The sequence below is a fragment of the uncultured Campylobacter sp. genome (assembly GCF_937997405.1).
Lineage (GTDB): Bacteria > Campylobacterota > Campylobacteria > Campylobacterales > Campylobacteraceae > Campylobacter_B.
Map to the genome: position 1 here is coordinate 1 of NZ_CALKTL010000077.1, position 26980 is coordinate 26980.

Genomic DNA, 26980 nt, shown 5'->3' on the forward strand with positions numbered 1-26980 from the left:
AATCCTGCGCCGCGAAATTTAAAAGCAGCTATTGCTACAAAATTCCGCGAGCTCAATTTATGCTACCACAGCGATATTTGCCCGCTACGAAGGTGATTTTATCACGGATTTGAACGATCTGTCTTAGCGCCTCCGCCAAGAAATCCACGTCGCTTTCGTCGTGGATGAACGAGAAGCTAGCCCGCACCCAAGCGGGTTTGCGCGACATTTCGGTATCGGGCTGTAAACCGAGTAGATCAAAGCCGTAAGGCGCGGCGCAGTCGCAGCCTGCGCGAGTCTGGATCTCAAATTTCTGCCCGAGCACCCCGGCTAGCGCGTCTGCGCCGAGACCTTTCATATTAAAAGCAAAGATCGGCACGCGCGGCGCGGTGAGATTGCCGTAAATTTCAATCTCGGGGATCTTTGAAATTTCGCTTATGAAGCGCCTGCAGATCGCCTCTTCGCGCGACTTTATCGCCTCTAGCCCCGCGCTTTTGCGAAGCTTTAGAGCAAGATAAGCTCGCACCAGCGCGATGATTCCGGGCGTGCCCGCCTCCTCTAAGCGCTCCTTATCGATTACAAAGCGCTGCGTTTGGGCATCCGCGTATTTGATCGTGCCGCCCCCTGCGAACGTCGGCTCCTCGCCGAGCAAAAGCTCCTTTCGCACCGCTAAAATCCCGCTGGCGCCCACGCCGCCTAAGAGCTTGTGCGCGCCGAAAAACATACCGTCGCAAAAGCCGAGATCTACGTTTTCGTGCGCGATGAGCGCGCTAGCATCCACAAACAGCCGCCCGCCGTGCGCTTTTAGCATCAAGTAAGCGCGCTTGTAATCAAGCTTAAGCCCCGTCACATTCGATGCCGCAGTAAGGACGCCGTAAATTTCGCGCCCTTTATTTGCGGATAGAATTTCGCCCAGCCGCAAAAAATCCATCAGCCCGCTTCCATCCAGTGGTACGCGTACGACCTCGCAAAGCCCCTGTCTTAGGCTAATCTCAACGGAGTGGTGCTCAAAAGGCGAGATGATGAAAAGCGGCAGCTCTTTTATGCTCTCGCGCCGCAAGCCGAGCCTATCTCGCGTCGCAGGCGGCAGGTAGATGCCTAGAATTTCCCAGAGCTTCTTAATCGCCGCAGTCGCGCCAAATCCGCACGGGATCAGATAGTAGCGCTCCTCGCAGCCCAGAAGCTCTTTGATTTTGGCTCTTGCATTTTCGTAGTAATCGCTCGTGATCTCGGCGTTTGCTCCGCCTGCGGAGTGGACGTTGGCATATGTTGCAAGCACGCGCTCGATCTCCGCTTCTATAGGGCGATACGCAAGGCCCGAGGCGGCAAAATCGAAGTATTTGAGCCCCTCTTTTAAGATGATGTTTTTTTTGATCGTTTCAAAATCCAAAGCGCGACTCCAAAATTTTTGCAAATTATATCCAAACTCGCTAAAATTACGCCCGCAAGGAGGGCGAAATTTACGAGTTAAAAGACACTGCGCGAAATTTAGGCGATGCCGATATCGACGCGATTTTGCAGTTTCATTTCGTATTTGACGAGATCGGCTGTATAAGCGGCTACGCGGACGTTTTCGAAGCGATCGAAAATGAAATTTTGCTCTGCTTTGAACATCTCGGCGAGCGCTTTAAATTCGGCGGCGAGTGCGAAGAGCAGGTCAAAAAGGCGCTGATGAAATTCGCTAGAAGCGACCGCAAAAAAATAGGAATTTCAAAAATCTTGCCGCGATTTACGGCACAAAAAATCACCGCAGATCTCATAAACGCGAAGTTTTTAATCACCGAAAAATCAAGCGAGCAAAGGGCGCAAAAAGAGCGCAAAAACGACCGCCTCCCGCGCGCGCTGCGCCGCTACCATATCACCGACAAGGTCCATTTTAGCAGCAACTTTGCAAGGTTCTGGTTTAGATTTATCGAGCCGAACCTACCCGCGCTGCGACGCGGCGAAATAGGACGCGTGCTAAGCCTAATCAAAGCGGATTTCAACGCCTACGCGGGGCTCGGGTTTGAAATTTTAAGCAAAGAGCTGCTCGCGAAGTATCTAAATTTAGAGATTTCGCAAATTTCAAGCTTTTGGAACAAAGAGGTCGAGATCGACATCTACGCGAAATTTGAGAGCTTTTGCGTCGCGGGCGAGTGCAAATACAAGGAGCGAAAAATTTCAAAAAACGTACTAAACGAGCTCATGCTCAAATGTGAAAAAGCTGACCTCGCGCCCGATCTGCTCGCGCTGTTTTCCAAAAGCGGCTTTAGCGGCGAACTAGAAAGTCTAAAAAGCGATAAAATTTTACTCTTTTCGCTCGAGGATTTTAAAATTTTACTTTGAATACGGACGTAAAATAAATGATTATAAGGGAATTATCATGAAAGATAGGGTCTTGGCGATATCGTTAGGCGTGCTTTTGAGCTTAAGCTTAGCAGGATGCGATAGGAGAGAAATAGAGGATATTCAAACGGAGGATTTTTATGCCGCCAATCCGGATAAAGCAAAAAGCGTCTCCGAGGCGTGCGCCCTAGCCGATCTATCCAAAGAATCGGCAGAGATTTACGACAACTGCGAACGAGCCGCGATGGCGTATTTTAAAATCTTCTATAAAAATATGATGCAAGCGGCATCAAGGCAAGAAGTAAAGGCGCAAGATGAAAAACAAAAAGCTATGTGCGAACGCAAAGAGGTGCGAAATACGGAATTCGACGTGGAATGCTTTTTGTTTCTAGCCGCCACGGGTTTGCCGATAAACTCTACAGCGCCTAAAAATAGGCTGACTTATCTACTGGAAGAATGCAGAAATGATACAATCAGCCCGAAATGTAGGCTTTTAAGAAAAGAGGCGAAATTTTTCACTGAAGGCTCTAGAATGAGCAAAGAAGAGGTCTACGAGGCATTATCGAAAAAATTGCAAATCGTGATAAAAGACTATATTAATTTTTACGTATCGCAAGGTAGATTCGATGAAAATCCAAACAAGATAACAAGCATGACGGTCGAGCAGATAGCTCCAAACTCGATTAGCATAGGCACGACGAGCTATGTCAGCTGCTTTACTATAACCGCAATCGATACGGGCAAAAACGCTAGTTTGGAGATACGAAAAGGCGCAAGCCAAAATGACGAATTCTGCATGCAAACATATAAACTACCCGAAGTTGCAAAAATTCTAAATGAAAACGGCGGCGTTATTAGGCTTAGATAGCAAAATTTTATATTTTCAAATTTGACGGCAAAGCTTCAAGAGCTTAATTTTAAAGTTAAATTCCGCCGCTTGAAATTTTAAAGCGACGGAATTTTATGAAATTTCAGCTCGCGCAGGCGGCGATACTGCGCGCGAGTTCGCACTACCGCGAGCAAACTCGCGCCGCTCGCACACAAACCTCGCGCCATAAATTCCGTAAATTTAGACTATTTTTTCACCTTGATCACGTATGGCACCGATTTGATCACGCCTTTAGAAAATAGCGTCTTAGTGTCCGCGTATACGGCGTTAAGCTCGGCTTTTGAAACGTCCGCATCGCTTACCTGCACGTCCTTGTCGTAGTATTTCTCAATCACGTCGATCGCGCCTTTTTGATCGCTAGGTGAGAGGGCCTTCAGATGCTTTAAAACCAGTGCCGATTTGATAAACGCGCTCTTGCCGTGCACCGGCGCAAAGATCAATTTTACGTTGCTGTTGCGAAGATGCTTTGTGATCCTCTTCATCTCCTCGGCGCAATACGGACACTCCGGATCGCCCACGATGTAGGTCACGTAGGGATTATTTTTATCAAACGACTCGATATAGGCAAATCTCGCGGGATCTATGCTCTTTAGCAGCTCAAGCGCAGCAGCATCGTTGGCGTCTTTTAAAATTTGAGTTCTCATCTTAAATAGCGCTGCATCCGCCGCGTCTGCAAGCTTAGGCTCCTCGGTTACTGCCACTAGGCTTTTGCCGTCGTCACTAGCCAAAAACGCCTCTTTTTTCTCGCCCGAGCGGACGATCAGCAAATTTAGCCCGTTTAGCGAGTTTAGCTTGTCGATCGAGATGAGCTGAGCGTTTTTATCATTTAGACTTTGCTTTAGGTTTTTCACAAACTCCGCTTCGTTCGCATTCGCGCCAAGCGCAAAAGCCGCACACGCAGCCAAGACGTAGATGATTTTTTTCATAGCTTCCCTCCCCTTAAAATTTCGCCAATTATATCAATTTAAAATAAAATTTGTTATAATCGCGCCTCATTAATTTAAGGAGAAATTTATGGCTTATTCAATGGGCGATCTAAAAAAAGGTCTAAAAATCGAGGTGGACGGAATTCCGTTTAAAATCATAGAATACCAACACGTAAAACCGGGCAAAGGACCTGCTTTCGTGCGCGTTAAAATAAAATCTTTCATTGATGGCAAGGTGCTTGAAAAGACCTTCCATGCGGGCGATAAATGCGAGGCGCCGAATCTTGAGGAAAAAGAGATGCAGTATCTCTACGACGACGGCGAGGCGTGTCAGTTCATGGATACCGATAGTTACGAACAGATCGCGATTAGCGACGAGGACGTGGGCGAGGCGAAAAAATGGATGCTAGATGGTATGATGGTAAATATAATGTTTTACAACGGCAAAGCGATCGGCGTGGATGTACCGCAGGTGGTGGAGCTTAAAATCGTAGAAACTGCGCCGAATTTCCGCGGCGATACTCAGGGCAGCAATAAAAAGCCCGCCACGCTTGAGACGGGCGCCGTGGTACAGATCCCATTTCACGTGCTCGAAGGCGAGGTCATCCGCGTAGATACCGTCCGCGGCGAGTATATCGAGCGCGCAAATAAATAATCCTCCCCCTGTTTTTGCGAAATTTTGATTTCGCAAAAATTCCTCTTTCTTTTAAAATTTATAAACTCCGAGCGATAAATTTAAACCGCGACCGTCACGTAAATTTTAATTAAAATGACTTTTTGGATTCGCCGAAATGCGGGATAAGTTAGTCTAAATTTTACGCAGCGCTGATTTTGGCAAAATTTAGGATGATTTTACGATTAAATTTACGGATATGAAATTTGAGTATAAAAAACGTCCGAAAGCAAATCTTACGACTCGCTTTCGGGCTTTGAGCTAGGCTGCAACTTTAATTAGATTTAAAATTTCACCTTCACTTGGAAAACGAGGCTTAGCAAAATCTTTATTGAAGAAAAGCTTTCTGCCGTCAACTTCTACTAGAAAGTCTCCGCTGCCACCAGGGACCAACTCGACAACTGCATCCTTATAGACGCTTGTTATTTCATCTCTCACACGGAGAGCTTGCGGTCTATAAGATCAAGAATTACAATAAGTAATTACAACCTTCATCTTTATTCCTTTCTAAAAAAAGTGCCACATTGTAGCCAAACTAGCTTAAATTTTAATATAAAGGCTCAATTTCGCGCGCCTCAGCATTTAAAAATTTATGAGCGAAATTTCGTCGTTTGCAAAGCTCTAAATTTCACTACTGCAAGCTTGAAGCTAGTCCTCAAATTTTAAAATTTTATCGTAGCAGAGATAAAAATCGCAGCCGTGCGCATGGAATTTCTTATCGCCGTGAAAGTGTCCGAAATACCACCGCGCAGGCCTTACGAGCTCAAAGATCCTCTCTAAATACTCAGACGTTTTATCGGGAGTACTTTTGCCGCACCAGAGGTATTCTTTTAAAAATTTCATCGCAAACCCCGGTGCCGTGTGGCTTAGCACCGCATCGATCCGCCCGCCCGCGGCGATGAAATCGCGCGCATTTCGCATCGCGTAGCTAAACTCCTCCTCGCTTGGAATCTCGCGCGCCCACCAGCTAAGCCCCGGTATCCGATGCGCCTTATCGACGCTAAGCGCGCCGCCGAAACACAAAAAATGTCGCCCCGCAATCTCGTAAATTTCGCCGCGTCGCAGCCAAAAAATATTCTCGCCGCCCACGCCTACGCTGCCGCCGAATTTCCGCTCGCGCGGCAGTTCGTCCAACATATCGAAATTTTCGTGGTTGCCGTCGATAAAAAGAAGTGTGGCGGGAAAATATCTTTCTATATTTTTGCGCGCCATAAACTCATCTATCCGCTCGCTCCAAAATAACCCGAAATCCCCGAGCACGATGACGAAATCATCGGTGCTAAGCCCGCTAGTAAAGGCTTTGTTCGTGATTTTGCCGATCTCGTTTATGCCGTGCGTATCACCGCAAAGATATATCATCTGTCTCTCCTTTTTTACTTTCTTAAATTTAACTCGCCGCGCTTTGTCGCAGCCCATGCGAATAGAATTTTAAGCGCTAAATTTACGCGGCACACGCGTCGCAAAAACCCGACTAGCGTTCCGATCCGCAACCACGCAAATTTAATCCAAATTAAAAGCGTAAATTTAGATGACGAAATTTTAAAAGCGCGGGCATCAAGCCTATTACCGAATAAATTTAAAGTCACGGCTTCCGATTTAAATTTCGTGGCGCAGATCTAAGCGGCGAAATCCGAATAGGCACAGCTTTGCTTACTGCCGCTAAATTTTAAATTTAGCGACCAACTTTGTAAATTTTACGGCGAGCCGCCTAAATTTAAAGATTAATTTTAAAGCCTGCCGCGCAATTTCGTCGCCAGCGCTGCGCCGATTTTTTCGTAGCCCTCTTTTTGCAAGTGGATTTCGTCAGGGCGGATCAGCCCACGCTCGCGCCAGCCGCGCCAGCCGCCATCCTCATCCATAAGACCGGCTATGTCGTAAAACATTGCCCCTTCGTCTCGCGCTAGATGTGCTAGTACCTCCGCAGCGCGTGAGGCGTTTGGCACTTTAGGGCTTCGCGGCGGCGCTACGAGCAAGATTTTTGCACCGGGAGCTGCGGAGCGAACGGAGCGAAGCAGCCCACGGACGCTTTGGTAGAATTTTTGCTCGTCAAATTTCGGATCCATCGCGTCGTTTGTGCCATAAGCGATAACTACGAGATTGTATCTAAGTCCCGAAAAATCCCTACCAAAGGCATCTGCGCCCCATTTTTCATAGAGGTTGCTAAACGCGCCGTTGCTCGCGCAAGAGTCTGCAAAGCGCGCGTTTTTACGGTAAATTTTATATCCTCCAAGCTCTGCTCCATCACGCAGCGATCGAATTTCGATAGGAAATCTAAGTCGCAGCTTAGAATACTCCCATTTCTGCGGCACTTCTTGCGAAATATACGCGCTTAGCCCACTTGCATCGCGCACGCGAAAAATCTCGCCGCCCTGATCCGATTTATGCAAAATTTCGACGTAAAAATCGCCGCTAAGCTGCTTTAGCTCCAGTCGCACATTAGCGCCTTTTTTGCCGGTAGCGATCACTCCGCATAGCGGGAAATCTGGGTCTTGCTCGGTGCGGGATGAGATTACATTAAAGCCGCTTTGCTTAAATTCTATATTTTCGCTTTTGTGATATTTAGGCATCATTGCAGGCACGAAGCCGACGCTGTTTTGCACGAAAAAGCCGTGCCTGAAAGCATCTATCAGCGCGTCGCTTCCTAAATGCGAATCGCCAAAAAATTTCACTCCAAAGCCCGCAGAGCTTTTTACATTTGCGGAATTTATGCCGCGGACGCCTGCGTTTGCCGCGCATCCGCCTAATAATGCGGCAAATAAAATTACCATAAACTTACTCAACTTCAATCCTTGATAAAATTTCTTTCGCTACCGCTTCGCAACCCTCTTTGCTCATATGAATGCCGTCGTCTTGGCGCACGCGCACGAGCTTGGAGCCGCTTTGCAGATAGGTTTTATAGACGCCTTTTTCGCACACCAGCGGGGTTGTTTGCATAAAATACCCGCCAAGCGCCATACTAGCGTCGGCATATATTTGATTTAGCAGCTGCGTTTTCTCCTCAAAATCCGGCTTTTGCATACACGGCATCGCTAGCCACAGCACTCCTGCACCGTGCGAGTGCGCCGTATCGTAGATCTCGCGCACCCTTGAGGCGTAAAACTCCCGCCAGCGCGGCGTTTTAATGCCATAAGTTTTGCCGCCCGCGCGGTACTCCCACACATCGTTAGCTCCTAGAAGCACGACTACGAGCTTAACGCCGCCATTCTCTCTAAGCGCGGTATCGAGCGTCTTTTGCCAGTCAAAGGATTTCTTACTCGCAAGCCCCGTAGATTGCTTGCTAAGATCAATCACCCTCAGGCTTCGCTTCGGGAAAAATTTCTTAGCGTTCATCCCCACGTATTGCATCAGGCTATCGCCCATAAAAAGCACCTCATCACCTGCATTTAAGCGGATTTTGCCATCGTCGCTAAGCAAAATTTTAGCATCAACCTCCACGGAGCTTTGCGTCGTTAAATTCTGCTCCAAAGCCTGCGGAGCGGGGAGTTGCGAAGCGTAATTTTCGCCGCTTTGCAAGGTTGCGCTTGCCATGACGGGATTTTGCGACGCAGAGGAGCTGTGCGGCACAGAGCTTGTTGTAGCCAGGCTTTGTGACACGGAATTTTGCGAAGTAGAATTTTGAGGGATGGAATTTTGTGCGTAAGGCTCCTGCGCCGAATCGCGCGTCTTTAAATGATGCGTAGAATTATTTAAAGCCGAATTCTTTGCAGCATGGGCTTGCGGCTTGCTATCTTGCGGTTTAACGCTTTGCGAAGCATCGTGATCCCCTGCTTTCGTGCTTTGCGAAGCTTGATTTTCCGCCATACGATCTTGCGCAGGTTTTTTAAAATTTTCGCCTCCGCCATGCGAACTCGCATCCTCATCCTTGCTAATATCCTCGCCTTTGATACGCTGCTCAAGCTTATCTGCGCCATTTGCAATCTTTTCGTAGATCTCTCCGCCTACGCGAAACGGCGAGCGGCGCAGCCATTCTTCCAGCCCAAAATCATCGTGAAATCGCTGCTCCAAATAATAAAGCAGCGAGCCTTGCATAAAAAATGCCGAGAAAAGCAGCGCAAAAATCAGAGTCGAAACAAACCTAAGCATCTAAAATCCTGCGTAGATGAAATTTGGAATTCCACTTGGCATCAACGCGAAAAGCAACGTGAAGATCACGCCGAGCGCGAGAGCTTTAGGCAAAAACGGCAGTTCGGCAAAAAGCGCGATCAAAGTATCTTTAAGAGCTGAGATTTTAGGATAAACAAAAATCCCTGCTAAAATCACCGCAAGCACCGCTAGCTCGCTAATATCTCCGAAAGCTCGTGCGCGGGTAAAAGCGCCCAAAATCGCCGCCGCATCTGGAAGGGAATTGGCGAAAAAAATCCAAGCGAAACTTACAAAAATATAGGTGCAAAATAGCGCCAAATGTGGATTTAGCGGCTTTACGCCCACTTTGGCAAGACATTTTAAAAATACAAGCGCCACTCCGTGCAAAAGCCCCCAAATCAAAAAATTTAATCCCGCGCCATGCCAGATACCAGATAGCGCAAACGCGATTAGCAAATTTACGCAGGTGCGCGTAAAACCCTTGCGCGAGCCGCCAAGTGGGATATAAATATAATCGCGTATAAACGTGGATAAGCTGATATGCCAGCGATCCCAAAACTCGCCTAGGCTCTTAGCCGCGTAGGGCATATTAAAATTCTGCGGCAGCTTAAAGCCCATCGCAAGCCCAAGCGCTCGTGCCATATCGATAAAGCCGCTAAAATTCGTATAAAGCACCACGCCGTAAAGCAGCAGTGCAGCTAGAATTTGCGCCGCGGAGGACTCAGGCTCGTCGCCGTAAACGCCTGAAATCACATCACTATAATACGCGCCCAAATAGCCGCTAATAAGTAGCAGCTTAACTAAGGCAAAAATTATAAGCACATAAATTTCATCGGCATTGCCAAAGTGCTTGAAGCGATCAAACTGTGGCAGCACTGGCTCTACGCCCTTAGCCGCGCTAGCGCGTCCGATAGGACCCATTACGACGCTAGGGAAAAACGCCAAAAAGCACGCCAAGCTCAAAAAGCCCTGCTCACAGCATTCGCGCCTATAAACCGAGACAAAATAGGTGATTGACATAAAAACATAATATGAAATTCCAAGCGGAAACGCCACGCTATCTACGGCACCTAGGTGCAGCGCGGCAAGCGCGGCATTGAAAAACTCCCTGACGTAGCCGTAATATTTAAAAAACGCGAGAAAAAATAAGCCGCCAGCAACCGCCGCAAGCATCACCGCACGCGCCTTCGCAGTGGGTAATGGGAGTTGCCTCGCTAACCCCGCTTTTTGCACCTGCTTTGCTATGCCAGCTTGTTTTGCTGCGCTCATCTGCTTGGCTGCCGCTTTACGCGAGAGCTTTTTCTTATGCGAAGACTGCTTTGCGGGCGGTATAGCTTTTGTGACTACGCGATTAGCGCGCGCGATACACACCCCTGCAAAATATACGAAAGCACTATAGGCTGCAAGCACTAGCGCAAAGCGCGGATTTATGGAGCACATAAAGCCGTAGCTTGCCAGCAGGATCAGAATTTTTTGCGCGAAAATGTGATTTTTGAGCGTCCAATAAACGATTAAAAACGCTAAAAAAACAAGGACAAACTCAGGCGAAAAAAATGTCATTCAATCTTTCCAATTTAAATTTTTAAAGCTCTTGCGGCTTTTAAACGCTTGCGGTGCGAAATTTATACGAAGCAAAAAAGCCAAAAACTTTTTTAATCGTTTGCAGCGCGAAATTTTATGCGCAGGCGCGGCATTACGCCATTAAATGCGCGAATAAATTTAACGTCCAAACCCTTAAATTTCACGGGCACCTTGCATGCGAGCCCTTGCCGCGTGAGCGAAATTCCGCCACAATGGTAAAATTTGAAACGCAAATGAGGGCTCGACGCATGAATAAAATTTTTAAATGCGCTGAGCGGTTTGCATCAAATTCTTACAAAACCTCGTAAACGCAGTCTCGCAGGTTCTACCCGCAGGATTTCAAAATAAGCGCCTTTTGAAATCATGTTATATAAATTAGACGCGCGCAATGCCGCTAAAATCCTACGAAATGAGATGAGCCACACTTCATCACAACCATGAGGGCTGAAATTCTACAAAGCAAAATTTTAAAAGCCAAAAATTTTGCAGCGATAATAGAATTCCGCCCGTTAAAATCTGCCGCGTGAAATTACTAAGTAAAATCTCACTTTAAGGCGTGATAGAAACCATCTAAAAGCTGCGCCTTATGAGCCAAAATCATAGCTTTTAATTTTTACCGCAAATTGCAGACCTGCGCCGCCATAAAGCCCCTTTTAAAATTTTGTATCAACGCAAACGCACCTTACGCTAGCCTCGCTCTTTCTTGCAAAAAACACAAGTTAAAATCAATGAGCTTTGCATCGTAAATTTTAGCTCTAGACTCGAATTTTAGCGCGACAACGCAACTTCAGACTCGCCAGGCAAAATTAGTCGTAAATTTCAATGCGGCTACATAGATTTTGACTTGGCTGAAATTTAACGTAGCAGAGCCGAATCTCGCTTCGCAATCCAGCCATTCTAACGAGATAATGTAAATTTTAATTTGTAATTTAAAATTTCTAGCGCAACGATACCGGCTTTGGCTCGCGTTTTGAAATTCTAATTTAGCGGCGCGAGTAGCTCATAAAACGCCGCGTAAAATTGCAAATTTCAGCGTTTTTTATTCGGCTAGCGAAGAGATCTGTGTGCGCAAGAACTGATTTGTGAAAATTTTAAAATTTTATCGCTTGCCCCAGCCCGCCTTCAGGGCAATCGCGATAAAATTTACGCTCTGCGTCTCAAGCAAGCGAGTAGTTGCGATGAAATTCCGAGCTAGCAATCGAGATAAAATTTTACGCCACATTTTCAAGAAATGCCCGTCTCTGTGCGTCTGTAAAAGCCGTAAAGCCTGCACTAAATTTCATATTGCTGCATTACTTAGCGGCTATCAAATATGCTTGCCAAGCAGACGCGTAGAAATCTCTCACCGTCCTTTCATGCTCGTTCGAAGTAAAATTTCGCACAAATATTTTAGTGGTCCATACTCGAAATAAACGTTCCACATAATTCTATCGCAAAACGGCTGCCGGGCGGAATTTTGCCCAGCAGCAAAGTCTTTTTCTTGCGCGAAATTTACCCCTCTGCGCGGATGATCCTAACCGCTTCGACCATATTTTTTAGGCTAGGGCGGACCTCCTCCCATTTACGGGTTTTTAGGCCACAGTCCGGATTGATCCACAGCTGCTCTTTAGGAAGCACCTCAAGCAGCGCGCGGATCTGGCTTACGAGCTCCTGCACACTAGGAATTCGCGGACTATGGATGTCGTAAACGCCCGGACCGACCTCTTGCTTATAGCCGACTGATTTGAAAACTCGAAGTAGCTCGTTGCCACTGCGAGCGGTCTCGATGCTTATGACGTCGGCATCCATCGCCTCTATCGTTTTGATTATGTCGTTAAACTCCGAATAGCACATATGTGTATGGATCTGCGTGTGAGCGCTTGCGGCGCTGACGGCGAGCTTAAAGGCGCTGACGGCAAATTTTTCATACGCAGGGATATTTTCCGCGCGTAGCGGATAGCCCTCTTTAAACGCAGCTTCGTCCACCTGAACGATCTTGATATCCGCGTCTTGCAGATCCGAAATTTCATCAAAAATCGCAAGTGCGAGCTGTTTTACTATCTGCTCGCGAGGCTTATCGTCGCGCACGAAGCTCCAGTTCATCATCGTAACAGGCCCCGTTAGCATGCCCTTCATAATCTTTTTAGTACGGCTTTGAGCGTATTTGATCCACTCCACGGTCATTGGTTTTGGGCGGCTCACGTCGCCGAAAAGTAGTGGCGGTTTCACGCAGCGGCTGCCGTAGCTCTGTACCCAGCCGTTGGCGCTAAACGCGTATCCGCTCATCTGCTCACCGAAATACTCGACCATATCGTTGCGCTCAGGCTCGCCGTGAACCAGCACGTCTAGACCAATCTCATCTTGAAATTTAACGCAGTCGTCGATGTAAGCTTTGATGTCACGCTCGTAGGCTTCGCGGCCAATTAAGCCCTTTTTATAGGCGTTGCGAACCTGGCGAAGCTCGGCAGTCTGCGGGAAGGAGCCGATCGTAGTGGTAGGCAAAATTCCATATCCGAGCTCTTTTTTTTGAACTTTGATGCGATCCTCGTAGCGATCGGTGCGCTCGAATTTATTTAAATTTGCGGCACGGCTTTGCACTCGCTCATCATGAATAAGCGGCGAGCTAGCGCGAGTTTTAGCGGATTTTTGATTTTCCTCGTAAGCCTTCATGCCGTGTTCGCACATCGGAATTTCAAAGAAAAGATGGGTTAAAATCGAAATTTCGCTTAGTTTTTCGACCGCGAAACTTAGCCAGGATCTGATCTCGGTGCTTAGCTTGTCCTCATATTTTAGCGTAAAAGGCACGTGCAAAAGTGAGCAGGAGGTGCCCACATAGATGCGCTCCTTAGGAACGTAGGCTTCGATGGCTCTAAGCTGAGCGAGCTTTTTGTCGATGTCGCTCTTCCAGATATTACGCCCGTCGATCACGCCCGCAAAAAGCACGGTCTTAGCGTCTTTTAAAGCTTGAAGCTCTTTTTTGATATTCTCTTTGCTTGCGTAAACAAAATCAAGCCCGATCGCCCAAACATCAGTCTTTACTATCTCGCGTACGGCCTCGGTCGCATGCTCGAAATAGGTCATAAAGATGATTTTTACGTTGCTTGCAGCCTTGCTTAGGCGCTGATAAATCGGTGCTATCTTTGACGCCAACTCAGCCGCGCGATCCGTCACGAAGATCGGCTCGTCGATCTGAACTATAACCTTGCTATCAAGCTCGCTAAGAAGCTTTAGCAGTTCCTCGTATTTCGTGGCAAGGGCATCTAAATGCGCGAGTGGATCGCTTTTATCACTTGATTTGCTAAGCGCAAGATAGGTGATAGGTCCGATTAAATTTATCTTTAGCGCGCAGGAATCCTTAAAATCGTTATTTTTCGCAGCTTTGTACTCGCTTAAAATTTTACTAGGATTTAGGCTAAATTCCGTATACGCAGAGATCTCTGGTACGATATAATGGTAGTTTGTGTTAAACCACTTCGTCATCTCCATCGCGACTGCGTCTTTGCTGCCGCGCGCCATCGCAAAGTACTGCTCATGTGCCGAAAGAGCCGCGAAGCGCTGCGGAATCACGCCGAAAAGCACACTGGTATCGAGCATCAGATCGTAGTATGAAAAGTCGTTTACGCTAATTAGGCCGCTCCAAGCATCCAGCTGATATTTGATGTGGCGATCTTTTAGCTCTGCGGCGACTCGCTCTAGCGCGTCATAATCGCACTTGCCCGCCCAATAGCTCTCCAAAGCCTTCTTTAACTCGCGCTGCTCTCCGATACGCGGAAAGCCCGTAACGTAACTCTTCATCTCTATCCTTTAAGTAAAATTTTGGTATGAAAATATTGATTTTATCTAAAATTTCTTTTGCCGTCATTAAAATTTTAATCTAATCTCGAAAATGAACGAAATTTTATCCAAAAGCGCAGGGGGTGGAATTTAGCCAATAAAATCTAAAATGAAATTTTTATCGACGAAATTCTGTAAGTTAAAATTTTAGGATTGAATTTAAAGGCGTTAAATTCATCATAATTTAAACCTCGTCGCAAGATTCTACTAAAACTTAGTAAAGCCTTGCGACGAAGCTAGCCTTACCTGACACACCGCAAAGCTACTGGCAATCAAGGCTATATGAAAGCAGTGCAATGCCTCAAATATGAAAATTCTTAAAATTTATAATTATATCCTGCGTAAACGCCGTATTTTTTACCGTCGTTATCTTCGATATAATCGCCGTCTTTGTACCACGCCTTGCTTGCTTTAAAGCCCATTTCAATCTCACTATTGGAGCCAAACTCATACGCAGTACCTATCTTGCCGCCCAAAATGAAGCCACCCAGCGTATCGTCTGCTCTAACCCAGCCGCCATTGCTATAGTCTATTTTAACTTCAGTATCTAGCACCGAAAGCCCAGCGTAAGCACCTAGGACGAGCTTAAATCTACTGAAAAGCTCCGGCGTAAAATCCGCACCGGCTACGAAATCGTGCGTGCTCCATTTAACCTTTCTTTTCGAATTGGCATTCGAGCTGGAATCCTCGCCCTTAAATCCGTAAAAATACCCGCCGTAGGCCCTAAACGTGCCGAAGTCATATCCGGCCTTAACGCCGACTTGCGGCTGTCCATCATCAAAACCTGCGGCTTGGTTTTTGAAATTGTATCCGCCTTCGCCGCCTATAAAAAGCCCCTCCGCCATCGCGCTTACTGCAGCTAAAGAACTAAGCAACAATGCTTTTGCAACTAAATTTCTCATCTTTACTCCTTTGGGTGAAATTTCATCTCAATGATAGCGACACGCTTCGAAACCTAGGCTAAATTTAAAGTAAATACATAACATTTACGATTTTTAGTGACAAAATTTTAAAGTATTTTTGTAATTTATTTATAGCCAGTATAAATTCTAAATCTCAGCATATAATTTACATTATAATTTTATCGCTTAGTAACATACGCTTTGTAAAAATTTACGCGGTATTCCTCTGAATATAAATTTATCTTAATAACTTGTAAATCCGCGCATAATTACTTAAATAAACGGGCTCAAACAGATCTTTATCATAGTTTTCCAGCACAAAAAGTTGGATGAAGGCTGACTCAAAGACCTTTTTATCTAAGATTAAAATTCTTTGATAATTTGGCAAAAAAATAACGTAAATATTTGACTTTGTATCTATTTGCTTAGATATTTTTTTCAGCTCTCCATTTACTTCGCCTACTTGATAGTATGAGTTAATGCTTAATTTTTCCCCATTATGAACGACATATTCTGGTTTGACGCTTGGTAATTCAACGCCTTCGCCTAAAATTATGCTTTTACCATCCTTACCTATTTGTATATCATAGCCAACATAAGCTAAAGGTTCTTTAAATTTCTCTCCGCTAGCTATATCTATAGAAGTAAATTTCCAAATGTTTGGTAATATATCTATCATTTTAGGCACGAAATAATAATATATATCCCTAGTTTTCTGTGGAAGCTTGAAATTCTTATCACTCAAAGAACTTAAGAATTTATTGATATCCGCTTCACCATAATCTTTTTGAATTTGATATAGATTTAGTTTAAATTTATCTTCCAGTTTAGGATCAAATTTTTTACCTTGCAACTTTTGTATATATTCGACATCAAGCCTTGCCATATTAGCAGAGCTTACCTCATCTTTATTAAAGGAAAACGCACTCATAAAAGTGTATTCTCCTGCCTGTCTACCTCCGGGATCAGCTACTACTTTTACATCGGAGTAATATCTGATTAAATATCCGTAATCCCACCACGATAGCACATAATCCTCCCTGCTAGCCTTATTTTTTAGCTCCGCAAGAGGCATTATGGAGTCTTTCGTAAGCGTAGGCGCAACTCGGAATTTATAAATAAAATCTATGCTAGGCATTAGCGCCAAACAGGTTAAAATAGCCAACAAAGTACTTCTAAGCCAGGTGCGTATTTCAAAGTAATTCAGCATGAAATATATAAAATAAGCAAATCCAAGCGCTATCATCGGTGTAGCGTACATTGTAAAGCGAGTTCCACCGAAAAGCGCTAAAACTCCAAGCGCTATCATCGGCAAGGTTAATATAAATGAACGGAATTTTATCAGCAGTAGAGCCAGCCCTCCTACGGCGCATATAAATATAAATAGATGCCCACTAGATTCAAGCACAAATTTTATGAAATTAGCGTTTTCTACCTCATTAACCGTACTTCTAACGCCATAAAAGTAGAAAATTTCCTCTTTGCTTACATCCTTTAAGATGTATGCTTTAAGCTGCACTGCTATGGGCGTAAGTCCGCCGAATATGACGAACATAATTACGGCGATCGTACCCAAAATCCGAAGAGCTTTTTTGCTTTTATGGCTTGGAATTTTAATCATTAAAAAATATAGCAATGCAATCAGTGAGATTTTGAACAATAAAATATAATTTACAATTATTGTCTCGCCTTCGTAATACGCGCCAAAATTTATAACTGCAACGACCATAAGAATAATCGCTTTGTAATTTTCCTCATTGTGTCTATTAAAAATCAAAGTATAGATTAAAAATATCACTATAATCGCCATATTTAGAGAATACGAGCTAGGATACCACCAATCATAAATCACCGTAAAAACGGCGGGCAAAGCAAAGCTACTCTGCCCACTTCGCCCTATGAGCCTAATCAAAGCCCATAGCGTTAGCAGCGGCAGAGTAACATTTAACATATCGCTATCGAAATACCCGCCCAAGGTCCTCATATAATATCCCGGTAATATGGTGGCAAGTAGCGCCGCGATGATGCCTGCGCCTAGGATCTTATACTCTCTTGCTATCAAAATAATCGGCACGGCCACCAGCGGCGCGAAAAACACGCTCATATAGATCGTAATGCTATTTAGGCTGACGGGTAAAATTTTGCTAATTAAAAATGCCAGAGTTGGGATCGACGCGCCGTACGGGCTAAGATCGCCAGGTTGATGAAAGCCCGCTATCATATCGCGCGCACCCTCGGCGTTTGCAAAGGCGTCGTTTGTAGTCATGATGAGCTCGCCGTCAAAAGAAAACTGCTCAATCCCGCTAGCCCAATATATCCAAAAAAACCTGCACGCCACGCCGAATATATAAACCAGCGTCATGATCAGAAAAATATCCATGCGCGAACATTCGCCGTTTGTAATTCTAAATTTTTGCATCTTTTTCCTTGATTTACCATTTGAAGTACCGAGCGGCAGGCAAAATTTGCCTCTACAAATTTTACTCGCTTTATCACGCCTGCGTTACGTCTTTAACGACATTGTTTAATTTGCGTTTATTATAGCAGAATTTATCGATATTAAAAGCAAAATTTTAAAAGCAACTCAAGTTAAGCCGTTTAGAATTTAAATTTGTGATATGCAATTTTGGCGACCATCAAAAAATACGATACGTAAAGATAGAGATTAAGATTTAAACTAAATATCCAATATAAGGCAGATACAAAACAACACCAAGCCAATAAACATGCGTATATCTAGCATATTATAAATTCCATCTTCTGGGTGCGGAATAAACAAATATAGGACAATAAACATAACGAACGCTTTTAAAAAAATATATAACAATGTTTTATTCATAGGCATATATTTAGCGATCTATGCTATGGCTAAATAGCAGAAACAACCGGTCGTTGCAAGAAACCTACGCCGAGCCGGTGGATTTTTATGGTTTAGACGAAATTCTCGCCTAATACGCGTCGCACATAAATTTACAGACGGTTTTCGTTCGCAGATTAAGCATGATCGAGCTTAGGCATCTGCCGTCCTTATTGCCGCTTAGCAGGCGCACGGCATCGCCCTCTTTCCACTGCGTGCTGTCGCCCTCGATCGTCCTGTAATGCGCGCCGTTAATGACAAGCGACTCGCCGCCCTTTAGCGTTTTATCGATCTTCAGGTCGCTTGCGATCTGGCTTAGATCGCCTTTTAGGGCATTTGCGATTAGTTTTTCCTCAGCCTGCTCATGCGTCTTCATCGAGCTTTTAGCAAAGTCCGGCACCTGCACAGTTTCGGTCTGAGCCGAAGCAAAAGCGGCTAGCACGCAAGCGGCGTAAATCAATTTCATATTTTCTCCTCGGTTTTTTCAAAATTGCGGCGATTATAGCAAAGTTTACTTAAAAATTTCGGTCTAAATTTAGCTAGAGTTTAAATTTAAGAAATCGCCCGTCTGTTTAAAACAGAGCCGAACGCGACGGCAAATTATAAAATTTCGCCACGATTTAAAATTTACTTATTAAAAGACGCCGCGAGCGCGCTTAGCCAAACAAACAGCGCTATGATCCAAGACATCACTCGCGGCGTACCCGCAGAAAACGCAGCCCTCATATTGCAACGTAAGAGCAAGCGAGCATCGAAATTTTTACTGGCAGAATTTACTCGTTATCAAATAGCGCGCCGAGACTTTGCATTACGGCAGCGACGGGCATCCAGACGGGGCTAAACATAGTTAAAACTGCGTCTTGCGTCTCACCGTTTTTACGCACGCTTTCCCCGCTCAGCCTGCCGCTATCAACAAATACTATCGCGTTTAAACTTAACGGCTTAGCAAGCGCATATTTTTTTATGATCCGATCGCGATCTTTTACGCGCGTAGGAACGCCTAAAATTTTGAAGCTAAATTGTAAAATTTCGCGATCTTTAAAGCCCGTAAAATTTGGATGCTTGTAAAGCACAAGCTGATCTGCTAGCGGCAGGCTCTCACGGTCAAGCCACAGCTCAAAAAGTAGCGCGCTTACGTGAGGTTCATTAAATGCATCCGTAGCGATCGAAATTCTATTTACCTCCACTGCGTGTGAATAGAGCGATTTTAGGTGCTTAAATTCCGCTTTCGTCGCGCGATAATCACTGCTAAATTCGTAGTCGTAAGCGTCACCGATCATTACCGTACGGTTTGCCTCTATTTGGATCGCGCGAATTTGCTCCTTGCCTTCAAGCTCTACGGGCGCGGTTTTACTAGTACAGCCCACAATGAGAAATGAAAATTCCACGCTAAAAATCAGCGCTTTTAAAATTCGTTTCATATCTACTCCGATAAAATTTTATGCGATTATAGCTAAATTTAAAGCAGCATTCGACGCACGGTATTGTCCCCGATTGAGACGAATTAAAATTTGAGGACGAGAGCGTATATGAAATACATGACTGAGCGAATTTAATTAGAATTTAAACGCAGCAGAATAAGGCGCAGTATTTTTTGCCTAGCTGAGATGAAATTTGATTTTTAAGCGGAGCGTATATTTGATACGTGAGCATTAAAAATCAAATTTCAACGAAGTATAAGTAGAAAAAGACAAGCCTAAATTTAGACTTCGTACCTCTCGCCGGGTTTCATTTCGATAATCTCCCACGGCAAGCCCTGCTTATTTAACTCGTCCATGAAAGGCTTGGCGTCGAAATTCTCCATATTAAAGACGCCCTTGCCGCTCCAAATGCCCTTTGCGACCATCATCGAGCCGATCATCGCTGGCACGCCTGTGGTGTAGCTAACAGCCTGCGCGCCCGTCTCGGCGTAGCAAGCCTCATGGTCGCAGACGTTGTAGATGTAGACTTGGCGCTCTTTGCCATCTTTTAGACCGCGGATTACGCAGCCGATGTTGGTCTTGCCCTTCGTGCGAGGACCAAGGCTTGCAGGATCAGGCAAAAGCGTCTTTAAAAATTGAATCGGCACGATCTTTACGCCGTTGTGCTCGACCTCATCGATGCGTAGCATACCGACATTTTCTAGGCATTTCATATGCGTGAGGTAGCTCTGCCCAAAGGTCATAAAAAAGCGGATTCTCTTCAGCCCTTTGATGTTTTTTACTAAGCTTTCTAGCTCCTCGTGATAGAGCAGGTAGCTATCTTTGACGCCGACTTTGGGGTAGCCCCATTTAAACATGATTTGCATCGGCTCGGTCTCTTTCCACTCGCCGCGCTCCCAGTAGCGGCCTTTTGCGCTTACTTCGCGCAGGTTGATTTCCGGGTTAAAATTCGTCGCAAACGGATATCCGTGATCGCCCGCGTTGCAGTCTAGGATGTCGATCTCGTGGATCTCGTCAAAGAGATTTTGCTGTGCGTAGGCGCAAAATACGTTTGTCACGCCCGGATCAAAGCCGCTTCCTAGCAGCGCCATCGTGTTTGCGGCTTTAAACTCGCCGTCCTTCGCCCACTGCAGCTTGTATTCAAATTTCGCGGTGTCGGGATGCTCGTAGTTTGCCGTGTCGATGTAAGGTATGCCGGCGCGAGAGCAAGCGTCCATGAGGGTTAGGTCTTGATACGGCAGCGCGACATTTAGCAGTAGCTCGGCGCCCGTTTTTTTGATTAAATTTACGACCGCGTCGGTGTCGTCCGCGTCAATCTGGGCGGTGCCAATTTGCACGCCTAGGCGGTCTTTGATAAACTTAGCGATCGCGTCGCATTTGCTTTTTGTGCGGCTTGCAAGAGTGATCTTGCTAAAAACGTCCGCGTTCATCGCGCATTTTACGGTCGCGACTTGGCTCACGCCGCCCGCGCCTATGATTAAGATATTTGACATTTAAGCTCCTTTAAATTTTAAATTTAGTTGCAATTTTAGCAAATTTAAGATGAATTTTAAGAGGCGGGGTGTAATTAATCATAGAGTTTGGCTATAGCTGACGCGGAGCGCAAGCTCGCTCTAACAAGAGCGCCGAAAGCGGCTAGCGCTAAAATTTACGCGGATAGCGGCATGCCGATTGACGGCGGCACGAGATTAAATTTACCACATTAAATTTACCGCCTTGCATCGCGCGATAAAATTTTAAGCTTTAAAAGGCTAGTTTAAATTTAACATCCTGCAGCGAAGCGCGGATAATTAAAATTTAAAGTTCATTCGCTTTGCCATAAAATTTATCGCGCTTATTTTCTAGGCGCACGGCAAAACCGCACACCGCGGCTAAATTTAACGCTTTAGCGAACAGCGGTTTAAAAAGTAGCAAGCGGGGCAAAATCCCGTGACGCCCACGATAAAGGGCACGAGTCCGACCAGCCCCCACCAGCTGCTAAACAACGGCTTTTGTGATCATTATCTCTAGTCCGATCAGCGCTCTTATTATCCTAGTTTTCCTGCTTAGCATTGCGTTTTCCTTTCTTTGTTTTTTACATTTTGCCCGTATTAATGCTTAAAATTTTTAAAGTAAGCAATGGCAGCAAACCACCACCTAGCGTATCATCTTTGAGCCCGCCCTCCTATATACGCGCCTTGGTTAAATTTAGCTTCGTTTAATTATCTTTTCTTTTGCATAAAAGTGCGATCCAACAAAATTTATGTGCCTAAGAAATAAAATTTTATGCGAGCTCGATTTAAAATTTTGATGAACGTAAAACAAGGCAAACTCGAATGCAGGCGGGCAGTAGGGTAAAATTTGCGTATCGAAGGATAAAAATTTACACACAGCTTTAAATTTGAAATCGCGATAAATTTTAACCGAGCGGAATTTTATCGTTGCAGAAACTTTGTCTAAATTTAGCTCGCCGCGTGTTTTAGGGGGTTTAAATTCAGACGCTGCAGCAAAGAAGCGTAGTGCGATATTTACGATCGAGGCGGCACCGATCTCGCGCCGTAGCGTTAAAATCAAATTTCGTAGCGATAAATTTTGCCGAAATTTTCATCCAGAGTGTAGCTAAACTCGCCGCCTGCGTAATAGATTGTCTCGCCGCTCTCCAGCTCGAAGCGTTGATACACGCGCAGCACGACCTCGTTTTCGCTGATGCCTTGGACGTGTATAAAAATATCGCTCTTTCTGCCCGCAGTCATCGCCATTTGGTAGAGCTGATTAAATAGCGCGTATTCCGGATCTTTCTCGGCATCCTCTTGGGATAAAAAGCCCTCCAGCACGCCCAGCATCTCGGCGCGAAATTCCGTCCTGGCGCGCGCATAAGCGTTTTGGATATTTTCGATCTGGTTGGTATCGAGTAAATTTAAAAGCGAATGTTTGCCCACGTAAAGCGTCGCGCTAGATGTGATTTTGCCGTCCTTGTCGGTCACTAGTCGCAGAGCTTTCTCTACGCGCCACAAGGCTTCTTTTAGCTCGAGCCCGCTTTCAATTTCAATTTTCATCATAGATCCTTTATCAAGAATGCGGAATTTTAGCGTTAAATTTTAAATTTTAAAGACAAACTTCGCGATCAGATACGCCATATACAGCATCAAAACTCCCACGAGCGCGTCGATTATGCGCCATGCTCTGCTGCTTGCAAAAAGCTTCGAAAGCGCCCCTGAACCGTAGCCCAAGCCGAAAAACCACGCAAACGATACAAACATAACTCCCGCGTAAAACCACGACTTTTGCGGATCCGCAATCGTAGCGCCCAGCGAGCCCACGACCACGACGGTGTCTAAATACACGTGCGGATTTAGAAGCGTCACCGCAAGGGCTTTGGCTACGACGGGCGCCAGCGGGCTATTTGCCGAGTTTTGGATCTTAGCAAAATGCGAGCCCTTGTAGGCGCTAAAAAACGAGCTTAGCGCGTAGCAGAGCAGAAATATGATCCCGCCTATGCCTAAAATTTGGGTAAGAAGCGAGCCTTGCTTAAGGGCGCCGCCGATTAAAAATATCCCTATGCCCGTAAATATGGCATCGCTTAGTGCGCAAACCATGCAAACCGCTGCGACGTGGTTTTTCGCAAGACCTTGGGAGATGACGAAGATGTTTTGCGCGCCGATCGCGACGATGAGCGAGAGCATCAGCGCGGCTCCTTGCAAGAAAATTCCGATCGGCAAGGAGTTCAAGGCCGCGCCTCTACTTATTTTTACTTTCGCAGGTGGAGTTTCGCATCGCGGTATCGGCGGTATCGGAGTCAGCTACCGCCGTACTTTCGGGCGCAGCGCCAGGCTCATTATCGCCCGCGGAAATTTTAGACGCGAAATCCTCGGCGCCTGTGAAATTTTCACCCGCAGCGGCATTATTTGAAGAAACTGCATTATTCGGCGCGGCGGAGCTTTGTTTGTTTAAATTTGAAGCGCCCTTCAAATTCTGCGCGCCGTTTGAATCAGCGGCGCCATTAGAATTTTGCGCGGCGAAATTCTGCGCGGCGCAGGAATTCTGTGCGTCTGAATTTTCACCTAAATTTTGTGTGTCGCAGAAACTTTGCGCATCGGAATTTTGCGTATCGGAATTTTCATCGCGGAGGTTTTTAGCTTTAAAATTTTTACCGCTACTCGCACTTTTTTTAGAACCCTTGCGAGTCTTTGGAGCGGTTTGCTCTTCCTCAGAGCTTTGCGAAAGACCCGCTTTTTCGCGCAAAATTCTGCTCAGCTCGTAGATCGAAATTTCAAACGAGCCCGGTAGCGTGGCCTCCGTGTCGCTGTAAAATCGCAAAAAATTAAAGCGGTCCTGCGCCTGCGGTGTTTTTTTGAATACAAAATTTAAAAGCTCCGTTTTGTTTCTGCCCGCGACGAAGGTTTTTGTGCCTAAATTTGCGATATCTTTATATTCAAAGCTCTCGGAATTTGCCCCGCGCACGATCGTAAAAGCATCCTCGCCGATCTGCAAATAATTTTTCGCGCCGAGTCTGAGCGCGCAAAAAAACGCGCAAAATGCCGCCACTACGGAAGCGAAAAGCGCCGCGCCGCCAAAGCCCGCGTGGTAGCAATATCCGCTAGCGAGCGCCAAAATCGCCGATCCCGCCAGCGTCATCGCTACGGGCTTTTTATTCTCTTTTACTATCATCTTCCCTGCTTAATCAGTTGTCTTATATATTCGTAAATTTTAAAATTTAGCGCATCCATTACCGAGTCTTTAGAGCCCGGATTTTTGATGCTTTGGTAGTTGAGATTAGTTACGTAATCCTTCCAGGCGCCCTTGTTTTTAACGCTTATGTAGAGGCTGATCTGCGAGTCGTAGAAGTAGTCTCTGTAATAATCGTCGTCGTCCCAAGGATCATAACCGAACGGCATCCCCCAGCCCACGCCCACGCCCGTATATCTATAATACCTGCCAAATCCCATTCCGAAGCTAAATCTCGGATTATCCCACGATCTGCGCGAAAAATCCGCCTTGCGGAAGTAGTTGAGATTGCCGCCGATTTGGACGTTCGCCGCGCTTTTATTAACGACCTTAAATCCGTCTGTGCGCAGATGCTGGATCACTACTTGGGTTAAATTCGAATCCGTCGTAGAGGTATTGGTAAAATTTACGCTTATGAGCTTATCTTGCGGAAATTCCATAATGTGAAGCGGCTCGGAAGTGCGCACGATACCGCTATTTACGGGAACGTTTTTAGAGCAACCCGTAAAAATCAAAAACGCCGAAATGACCAAAAAAAGTGAAATTTTATTTTTCAAGACGGATCCTTTCGCTTAAGATTTCAAATCCTAAATTTGAGTGATTGTAGCATAAATTTAAAATTTTAATGTCAGCAAGAGAGGATTTTTTGAAATAACTTAGCGGCAAATAGGCAAGAGCGAAATTTTTAAATAAAATTTCACGCCGAGCGACCGCTAAATTTAAAGCCGTCGCTCGGTTGAAATTTCTGCGAAAAGAGGCGGAATTTTAAACCAGAGCGTTTAAAATTCCATAATCTTATAGGCTCACACCGCGCGTAAGCACGCGCTTGCGATAAACCTCCGAAACTCTGCTCGCGTCGCCCACGATTAAGGCATTGGTCGAGCAGATCGCCGCACACATCGGAACCTTGCCCTCTGCGATACGGTTTTGACCATATTTATGTAGCTCTTCGTGCGAAAACGTAGGCTCCGGTCCACCCGCGCACATAGTGCACTTGTCCATCGCGCCTTTGATACCGAAAGCTCCGTCTCTAGGGAATTGCGGAGCACCGAACGGACACGCATAGAGACAGTATCCACAGCCGATACATTTATCTTTGTCGTGTAAAACGACGCCGTCGGTTCTGATATAGAAGCATTGAACCGGGCAAACCTGCGCACAAGGTGCGTCGGTGCAGTGTTGGCAAGCGATAGAGCTTGAAACCTCCTGCCCCTCGATGCCCTCGTTTAAAGTGATGACCTTGCGTCTATTGATCTGCACGGGAACCTCGTGCGCCGAGCTGCAGGCTACCTGGCAACCATAGCAAGCGATGCAACGCTCGACATCGACGTAAAATTTTAATCTTGCCGGCATTTTATCTCCTTATGCTCTTTCTAGTCTGCAAAGACCGGCGTTGAATTCCGAAATTTGCGTATTTATGTCAAAGCCGTAGTTGGTAATCGTATTTGAGCTCTCGCCTCTAATATATGGCTTAGTGCCCTCAGGGTAACGCTCGCTTAGATCCTCGCCCTGGAAAATTCCCGCGAAGTTATACGGCATAACAATACGATCAGGCGTTACGGCGTGCGAATAGATGCACTTGACTTTGATCTTCGTGCCTTGCGGCGAATGAATCCACATCATCTCGCCATCTTTGATACCTTTATCAGCGGCAAGCTTAGGATTTACGTGTGCAAACATCTCCGGAGTAATCGCCGAAAGATACTTGCTCGTGCGCTCGATCATGCCTGCACCGCTTAAATTTACAAGCCTTAGCGAGCTTACGATCGTAGGGAAGTCCTTGCTCCAATCCTGCTTTTTCTGCTCGGAGATAAATCTCGTAAAGACGCGGAAATTTCGTTTTTGATCCGCAAAGGTCGGATATTTCTCCACCAAATCCCATCTCGGCGAGTGGATCGGTTCGCGATGCTTTGGAATTTGATCCGCAAACTGCCAAACCTTCGCTCTTGCTCTTGCATTTCCGCAAGGACAAATTCCAAACTCGCGACATTTTTTAGCGATAATGCCACTATAATCGGTGCTCCACGTAGGTCCCATCTTGGCTTTTTCATCCTCGCTTAGCGTAATGCCTAAAACCTGCTCGATATTTGCCTTAGTAATCTCTGCATGACCGCCCGAAATTTTTGATCCCGGAAGTGTAATACTCTCGTCGGCTAGCTGCGAAACGCCGTCGTGCTCTAAGCCAAAGCGGTTTCTAAATCCCATACCGCCGTCGGCATAAGGCTTAGTTACGTCGTAAAGAATCGGCGTGCCCGGGTGTTGCGTATCCCAGCAAGGCCATGGAAGGCCGTAGTATTCGCCCTCGACCTCGCCGCCTATGCCGCGCAGGGTATCGGGATCAAATAGATGCCAGTTTTTCTGCTGTCTGCGAAATCTAGCTGCGGTGCGTCCGTTATTTCCAATACTTTGAGTATTGCGTGCAATCTCATCGGTAGCGTCGTCAGGCCAAACAAAATCGTCTTTAACCTGCTTAAGCTCGCCATCAACGATGCCCATCTTCATGCCGCGAACATATTCGTCGTAAAAGCCGAATTTTTTCGCGAATAGAAACATTACCTCTTGATCTTCTTTGCTCTCAAATAGAGGCTTAACGATCTGAGTTCTCCACTGACCGCTACGGTTTGTAGCGCTTAGATGACCTTCGCTCTCGAACTGCGTAGCTACCGGCAAGACGTAAATTCCGTCCGGTCTATCGTTTAGGATCGCCACTTCGTTTAAGAACGGCTCGGCGACTACCAGCATATCGATCTTGCCTAACGCTTCTTGAGTCTCGCGAACATGAGCCATAGATGTAATTCCGGTACCTTGCACCCAAAGAACGCGGACG

At 45.9% G+C, this 26980-nt stretch carries 24 protein-coding genes; 4 read left to right on the forward strand and 20 right to left on the reverse strand.

The window, feature by feature from the left end; translation table 11 throughout:
• Positions 1 to 52 precede the first annotated feature (52 nt).
• On the reverse strand, positions 53 to 1393 hold the full coding sequence (locus Q0372_RS04030; RefSeq protein ID WP_298102870.1) for an aminotransferase class V-fold PLP-dependent enzyme: 1341 nt from the start codon (positions 1391 to 1393) through the stop codon (positions 53 to 55).
• A 101-nt stretch (positions 1394 to 1494) separates the two neighbouring features.
• Here Q0372_RS04030 and Q0372_RS04035 point away from each other — a divergent pair, with 101 nt between their 5' ends.
• Both Q0372_RS04035 and Q0372_RS04040 read left to right on the forward strand, forming a co-directional pair.
• The gene (locus tag Q0372_RS04035; protein WP_298102873.1) at positions 1495 to 2304 is read left to right on the forward strand and encodes a DUF234 domain-containing protein; all 810 of its coding nucleotides are present in this window, start codon (positions 1495 to 1497) and stop codon (positions 2302 to 2304) included.
• 37 nt (positions 2305 to 2341) lie between these two features.
• Positions 2342 to 3172 (forward strand): hypothetical protein, encoded by an 831-nt coding sequence (locus Q0372_RS04040; RefSeq protein WP_298102876.1) that lies wholly within the window; start codon positions 2342 to 2344, stop codon positions 3170 to 3172.
• 206 nt (positions 3173 to 3378) lie between these two features.
• On the opposite strand, the gene Q0372_RS04045 is transcribed toward Q0372_RS04040, so the two are convergent.
• On the reverse strand, positions 3379 to 4119 hold the full coding sequence (locus Q0372_RS04045) for a hypothetical protein (protein WP_298102879.1): 741 nt from the start codon (positions 4117 to 4119) through the stop codon (positions 3379 to 3381).
• A gap of 88 nt (positions 4120 to 4207) precedes the next feature.
• Between Q0372_RS04045 and efp the strand changes: the two genes are divergently transcribed.
• Complete coding sequence (efp, locus tag Q0372_RS04050; RefSeq protein ID WP_005871146.1) at positions 4208 to 4774, forward strand: elongation factor P; 567 nt, start codon at positions 4208 to 4210, stop codon at positions 4772 to 4774.
• 279 nt (positions 4775 to 5053) lie between these two features.
• Here efp and Q0372_RS04055 read toward each other — a convergent pair whose 3' ends face one another.
• From Q0372_RS04055 to Q0372_RS04105, 11 genes are all read right to left on the reverse strand, one after another.
• The gene (locus Q0372_RS04055) at positions 5054 to 5287 is read right to left on the reverse strand and encodes a SelT/SelW/SelH family (seleno)protein (RefSeq protein WP_291940039.1); all 234 of its coding nucleotides are present in this window, start codon (positions 5285 to 5287) and stop codon (positions 5054 to 5056) included.
• Positions 5288 to 5440: 153 nt separating this feature from the next.
• The gene (locus tag Q0372_RS04060) at positions 5441 to 6151 is read right to left on the reverse strand and encodes a metallophosphoesterase (RefSeq protein ID WP_298102884.1); all 711 of its coding nucleotides are present in this window, start codon (positions 6149 to 6151) and stop codon (positions 5441 to 5443) included.
• Between the two features lie 368 nt (positions 6152 to 6519).
• Positions 6520 to 7572 (reverse strand): GDSL-type esterase/lipase family protein, encoded by a 1053-nt coding sequence (locus tag Q0372_RS04065; RefSeq protein WP_298102887.1) that lies wholly within the window; start codon positions 7570 to 7572, stop codon positions 6520 to 6522.
• Complete coding sequence (locus Q0372_RS04070; protein WP_298102890.1) at positions 7565 to 8875, reverse strand: DUF459 domain-containing protein; 1311 nt, start codon at positions 8873 to 8875, stop codon at positions 7565 to 7567. Before Q0372_RS04070 ends, Q0372_RS04065 begins: the two co-directional genes overlap by 8 nt.
• The gene (locus Q0372_RS04075) at positions 8876 to 10435 is read right to left on the reverse strand and encodes an MBOAT family O-acyltransferase (protein WP_298102893.1); all 1560 of its coding nucleotides are present in this window, start codon (positions 10433 to 10435) and stop codon (positions 8876 to 8878) included. It lies immediately after the preceding gene.
• A 1512-nt stretch (positions 10436 to 11947) separates the two neighbouring features.
• On the reverse strand, positions 11948 to 14230 hold the full coding sequence (metE, locus tag Q0372_RS04080; RefSeq protein WP_298102896.1) for a 5-methyltetrahydropteroyltriglutamate--homocysteine S-methyltransferase: 2283 nt from the start codon (positions 14228 to 14230) through the stop codon (positions 11948 to 11950).
• A 356-nt stretch (positions 14231 to 14586) separates the two neighbouring features.
• On the reverse strand, positions 14587 to 15171 hold the full coding sequence (locus tag Q0372_RS04085) for a hypothetical protein (protein ID WP_298102897.1): 585 nt from the start codon (positions 15169 to 15171) through the stop codon (positions 14587 to 14589).
• Between the two features lie 238 nt (positions 15172 to 15409).
• A complete protein-coding gene (locus Q0372_RS04090) occupies positions 15410 to 17590 on the reverse strand; it encodes an STT3 domain-containing protein (protein WP_298102900.1) in 2181 nt (726 codons plus the stop codon).
• 529 nt (positions 17591 to 18119) lie between these two features.
• Positions 18120 to 18494 (reverse strand): hypothetical protein, encoded by a 375-nt coding sequence (locus tag Q0372_RS04095; RefSeq protein WP_005871123.1) that lies wholly within the window; start codon positions 18492 to 18494, stop codon positions 18120 to 18122.
• A gap of 307 nt (positions 18495 to 18801) precedes the next feature.
• Entirely contained in the window at positions 18802 to 19449 is a 648-nt protein-coding gene (locus Q0372_RS04100) for a hypothetical protein (RefSeq protein ID WP_298102903.1), read from the reverse strand.
• A gap of 281 nt (positions 19450 to 19730) precedes the next feature.
• A complete protein-coding gene (locus tag Q0372_RS04105) occupies positions 19731 to 20942 on the reverse strand; it encodes a saccharopine dehydrogenase family protein (RefSeq protein WP_298102906.1) in 1212 nt (403 codons plus the stop codon).
• 87 nt (positions 20943 to 21029) lie between these two features.
• Between Q0372_RS04105 and Q0372_RS04110 the strand changes: the two genes are divergently transcribed.
• Complete coding sequence (locus tag Q0372_RS04110; RefSeq protein ID WP_298102908.1) at positions 21030 to 21155, forward strand: hypothetical protein; 126 nt, start codon at positions 21030 to 21032, stop codon at positions 21153 to 21155.
• 171 nt (positions 21156 to 21326) lie between these two features.
• Here Q0372_RS04110 and Q0372_RS10385 read toward each other — a convergent pair whose 3' ends face one another.
• From Q0372_RS10385 to Q0372_RS04140, 7 genes are all read right to left on the reverse strand, one after another.
• Positions 21327 to 21434, reverse strand: a complete 108-nt coding sequence (locus tag Q0372_RS10385) for a DUF2892 domain-containing protein (RefSeq protein ID WP_227940508.1) — start codon at positions 21432 to 21434, stop codon at positions 21327 to 21329.
• A gap of 564 nt (positions 21435 to 21998) precedes the next feature.
• Positions 21999 to 22484, reverse strand: a complete 486-nt coding sequence (locus Q0372_RS04115) for a hypothetical protein (protein ID WP_005871117.1) — start codon at positions 22482 to 22484, stop codon at positions 21999 to 22001.
• 42 nt (positions 22485 to 22526) lie between these two features.
• Positions 22527 to 23156, reverse strand: coding sequence for a LysE family transporter (locus Q0372_RS04120; RefSeq protein WP_298102911.1), 630 nt, complete (start codon positions 23154 to 23156; stop codon positions 22527 to 22529).
• A 10-nt stretch (positions 23157 to 23166) separates the two neighbouring features.
• Entirely contained in the window at positions 23167 to 24096 is a 930-nt protein-coding gene (locus tag Q0372_RS04125; RefSeq protein ID WP_298102914.1) for a hypothetical protein, read from the reverse strand.
• Positions 24093 to 24710, reverse strand: a complete 618-nt coding sequence (locus tag Q0372_RS04130) for a hypothetical protein (protein WP_298102917.1) — start codon at positions 24708 to 24710, stop codon at positions 24093 to 24095. The genes Q0372_RS04125 and Q0372_RS04130 overlap by 4 nt, the downstream gene beginning before the upstream one ends.
• Positions 24711 to 24948: 238 nt before the next feature.
• Positions 24949 to 25506, reverse strand: a complete 558-nt coding sequence (fdh3B, locus tag Q0372_RS04135) for a formate dehydrogenase FDH3 subunit beta (RefSeq protein WP_297880875.1) — start codon at positions 25504 to 25506, stop codon at positions 24949 to 24951.
• A 9-nt stretch (positions 25507 to 25515) separates the two neighbouring features.
• Positions 25516 to 26980, reverse strand: a 1465-nt coding sequence (locus Q0372_RS04140) for a formate dehydrogenase subunit alpha (protein WP_298102919.1), incomplete at its 5' end; no start/stop codon positions are given.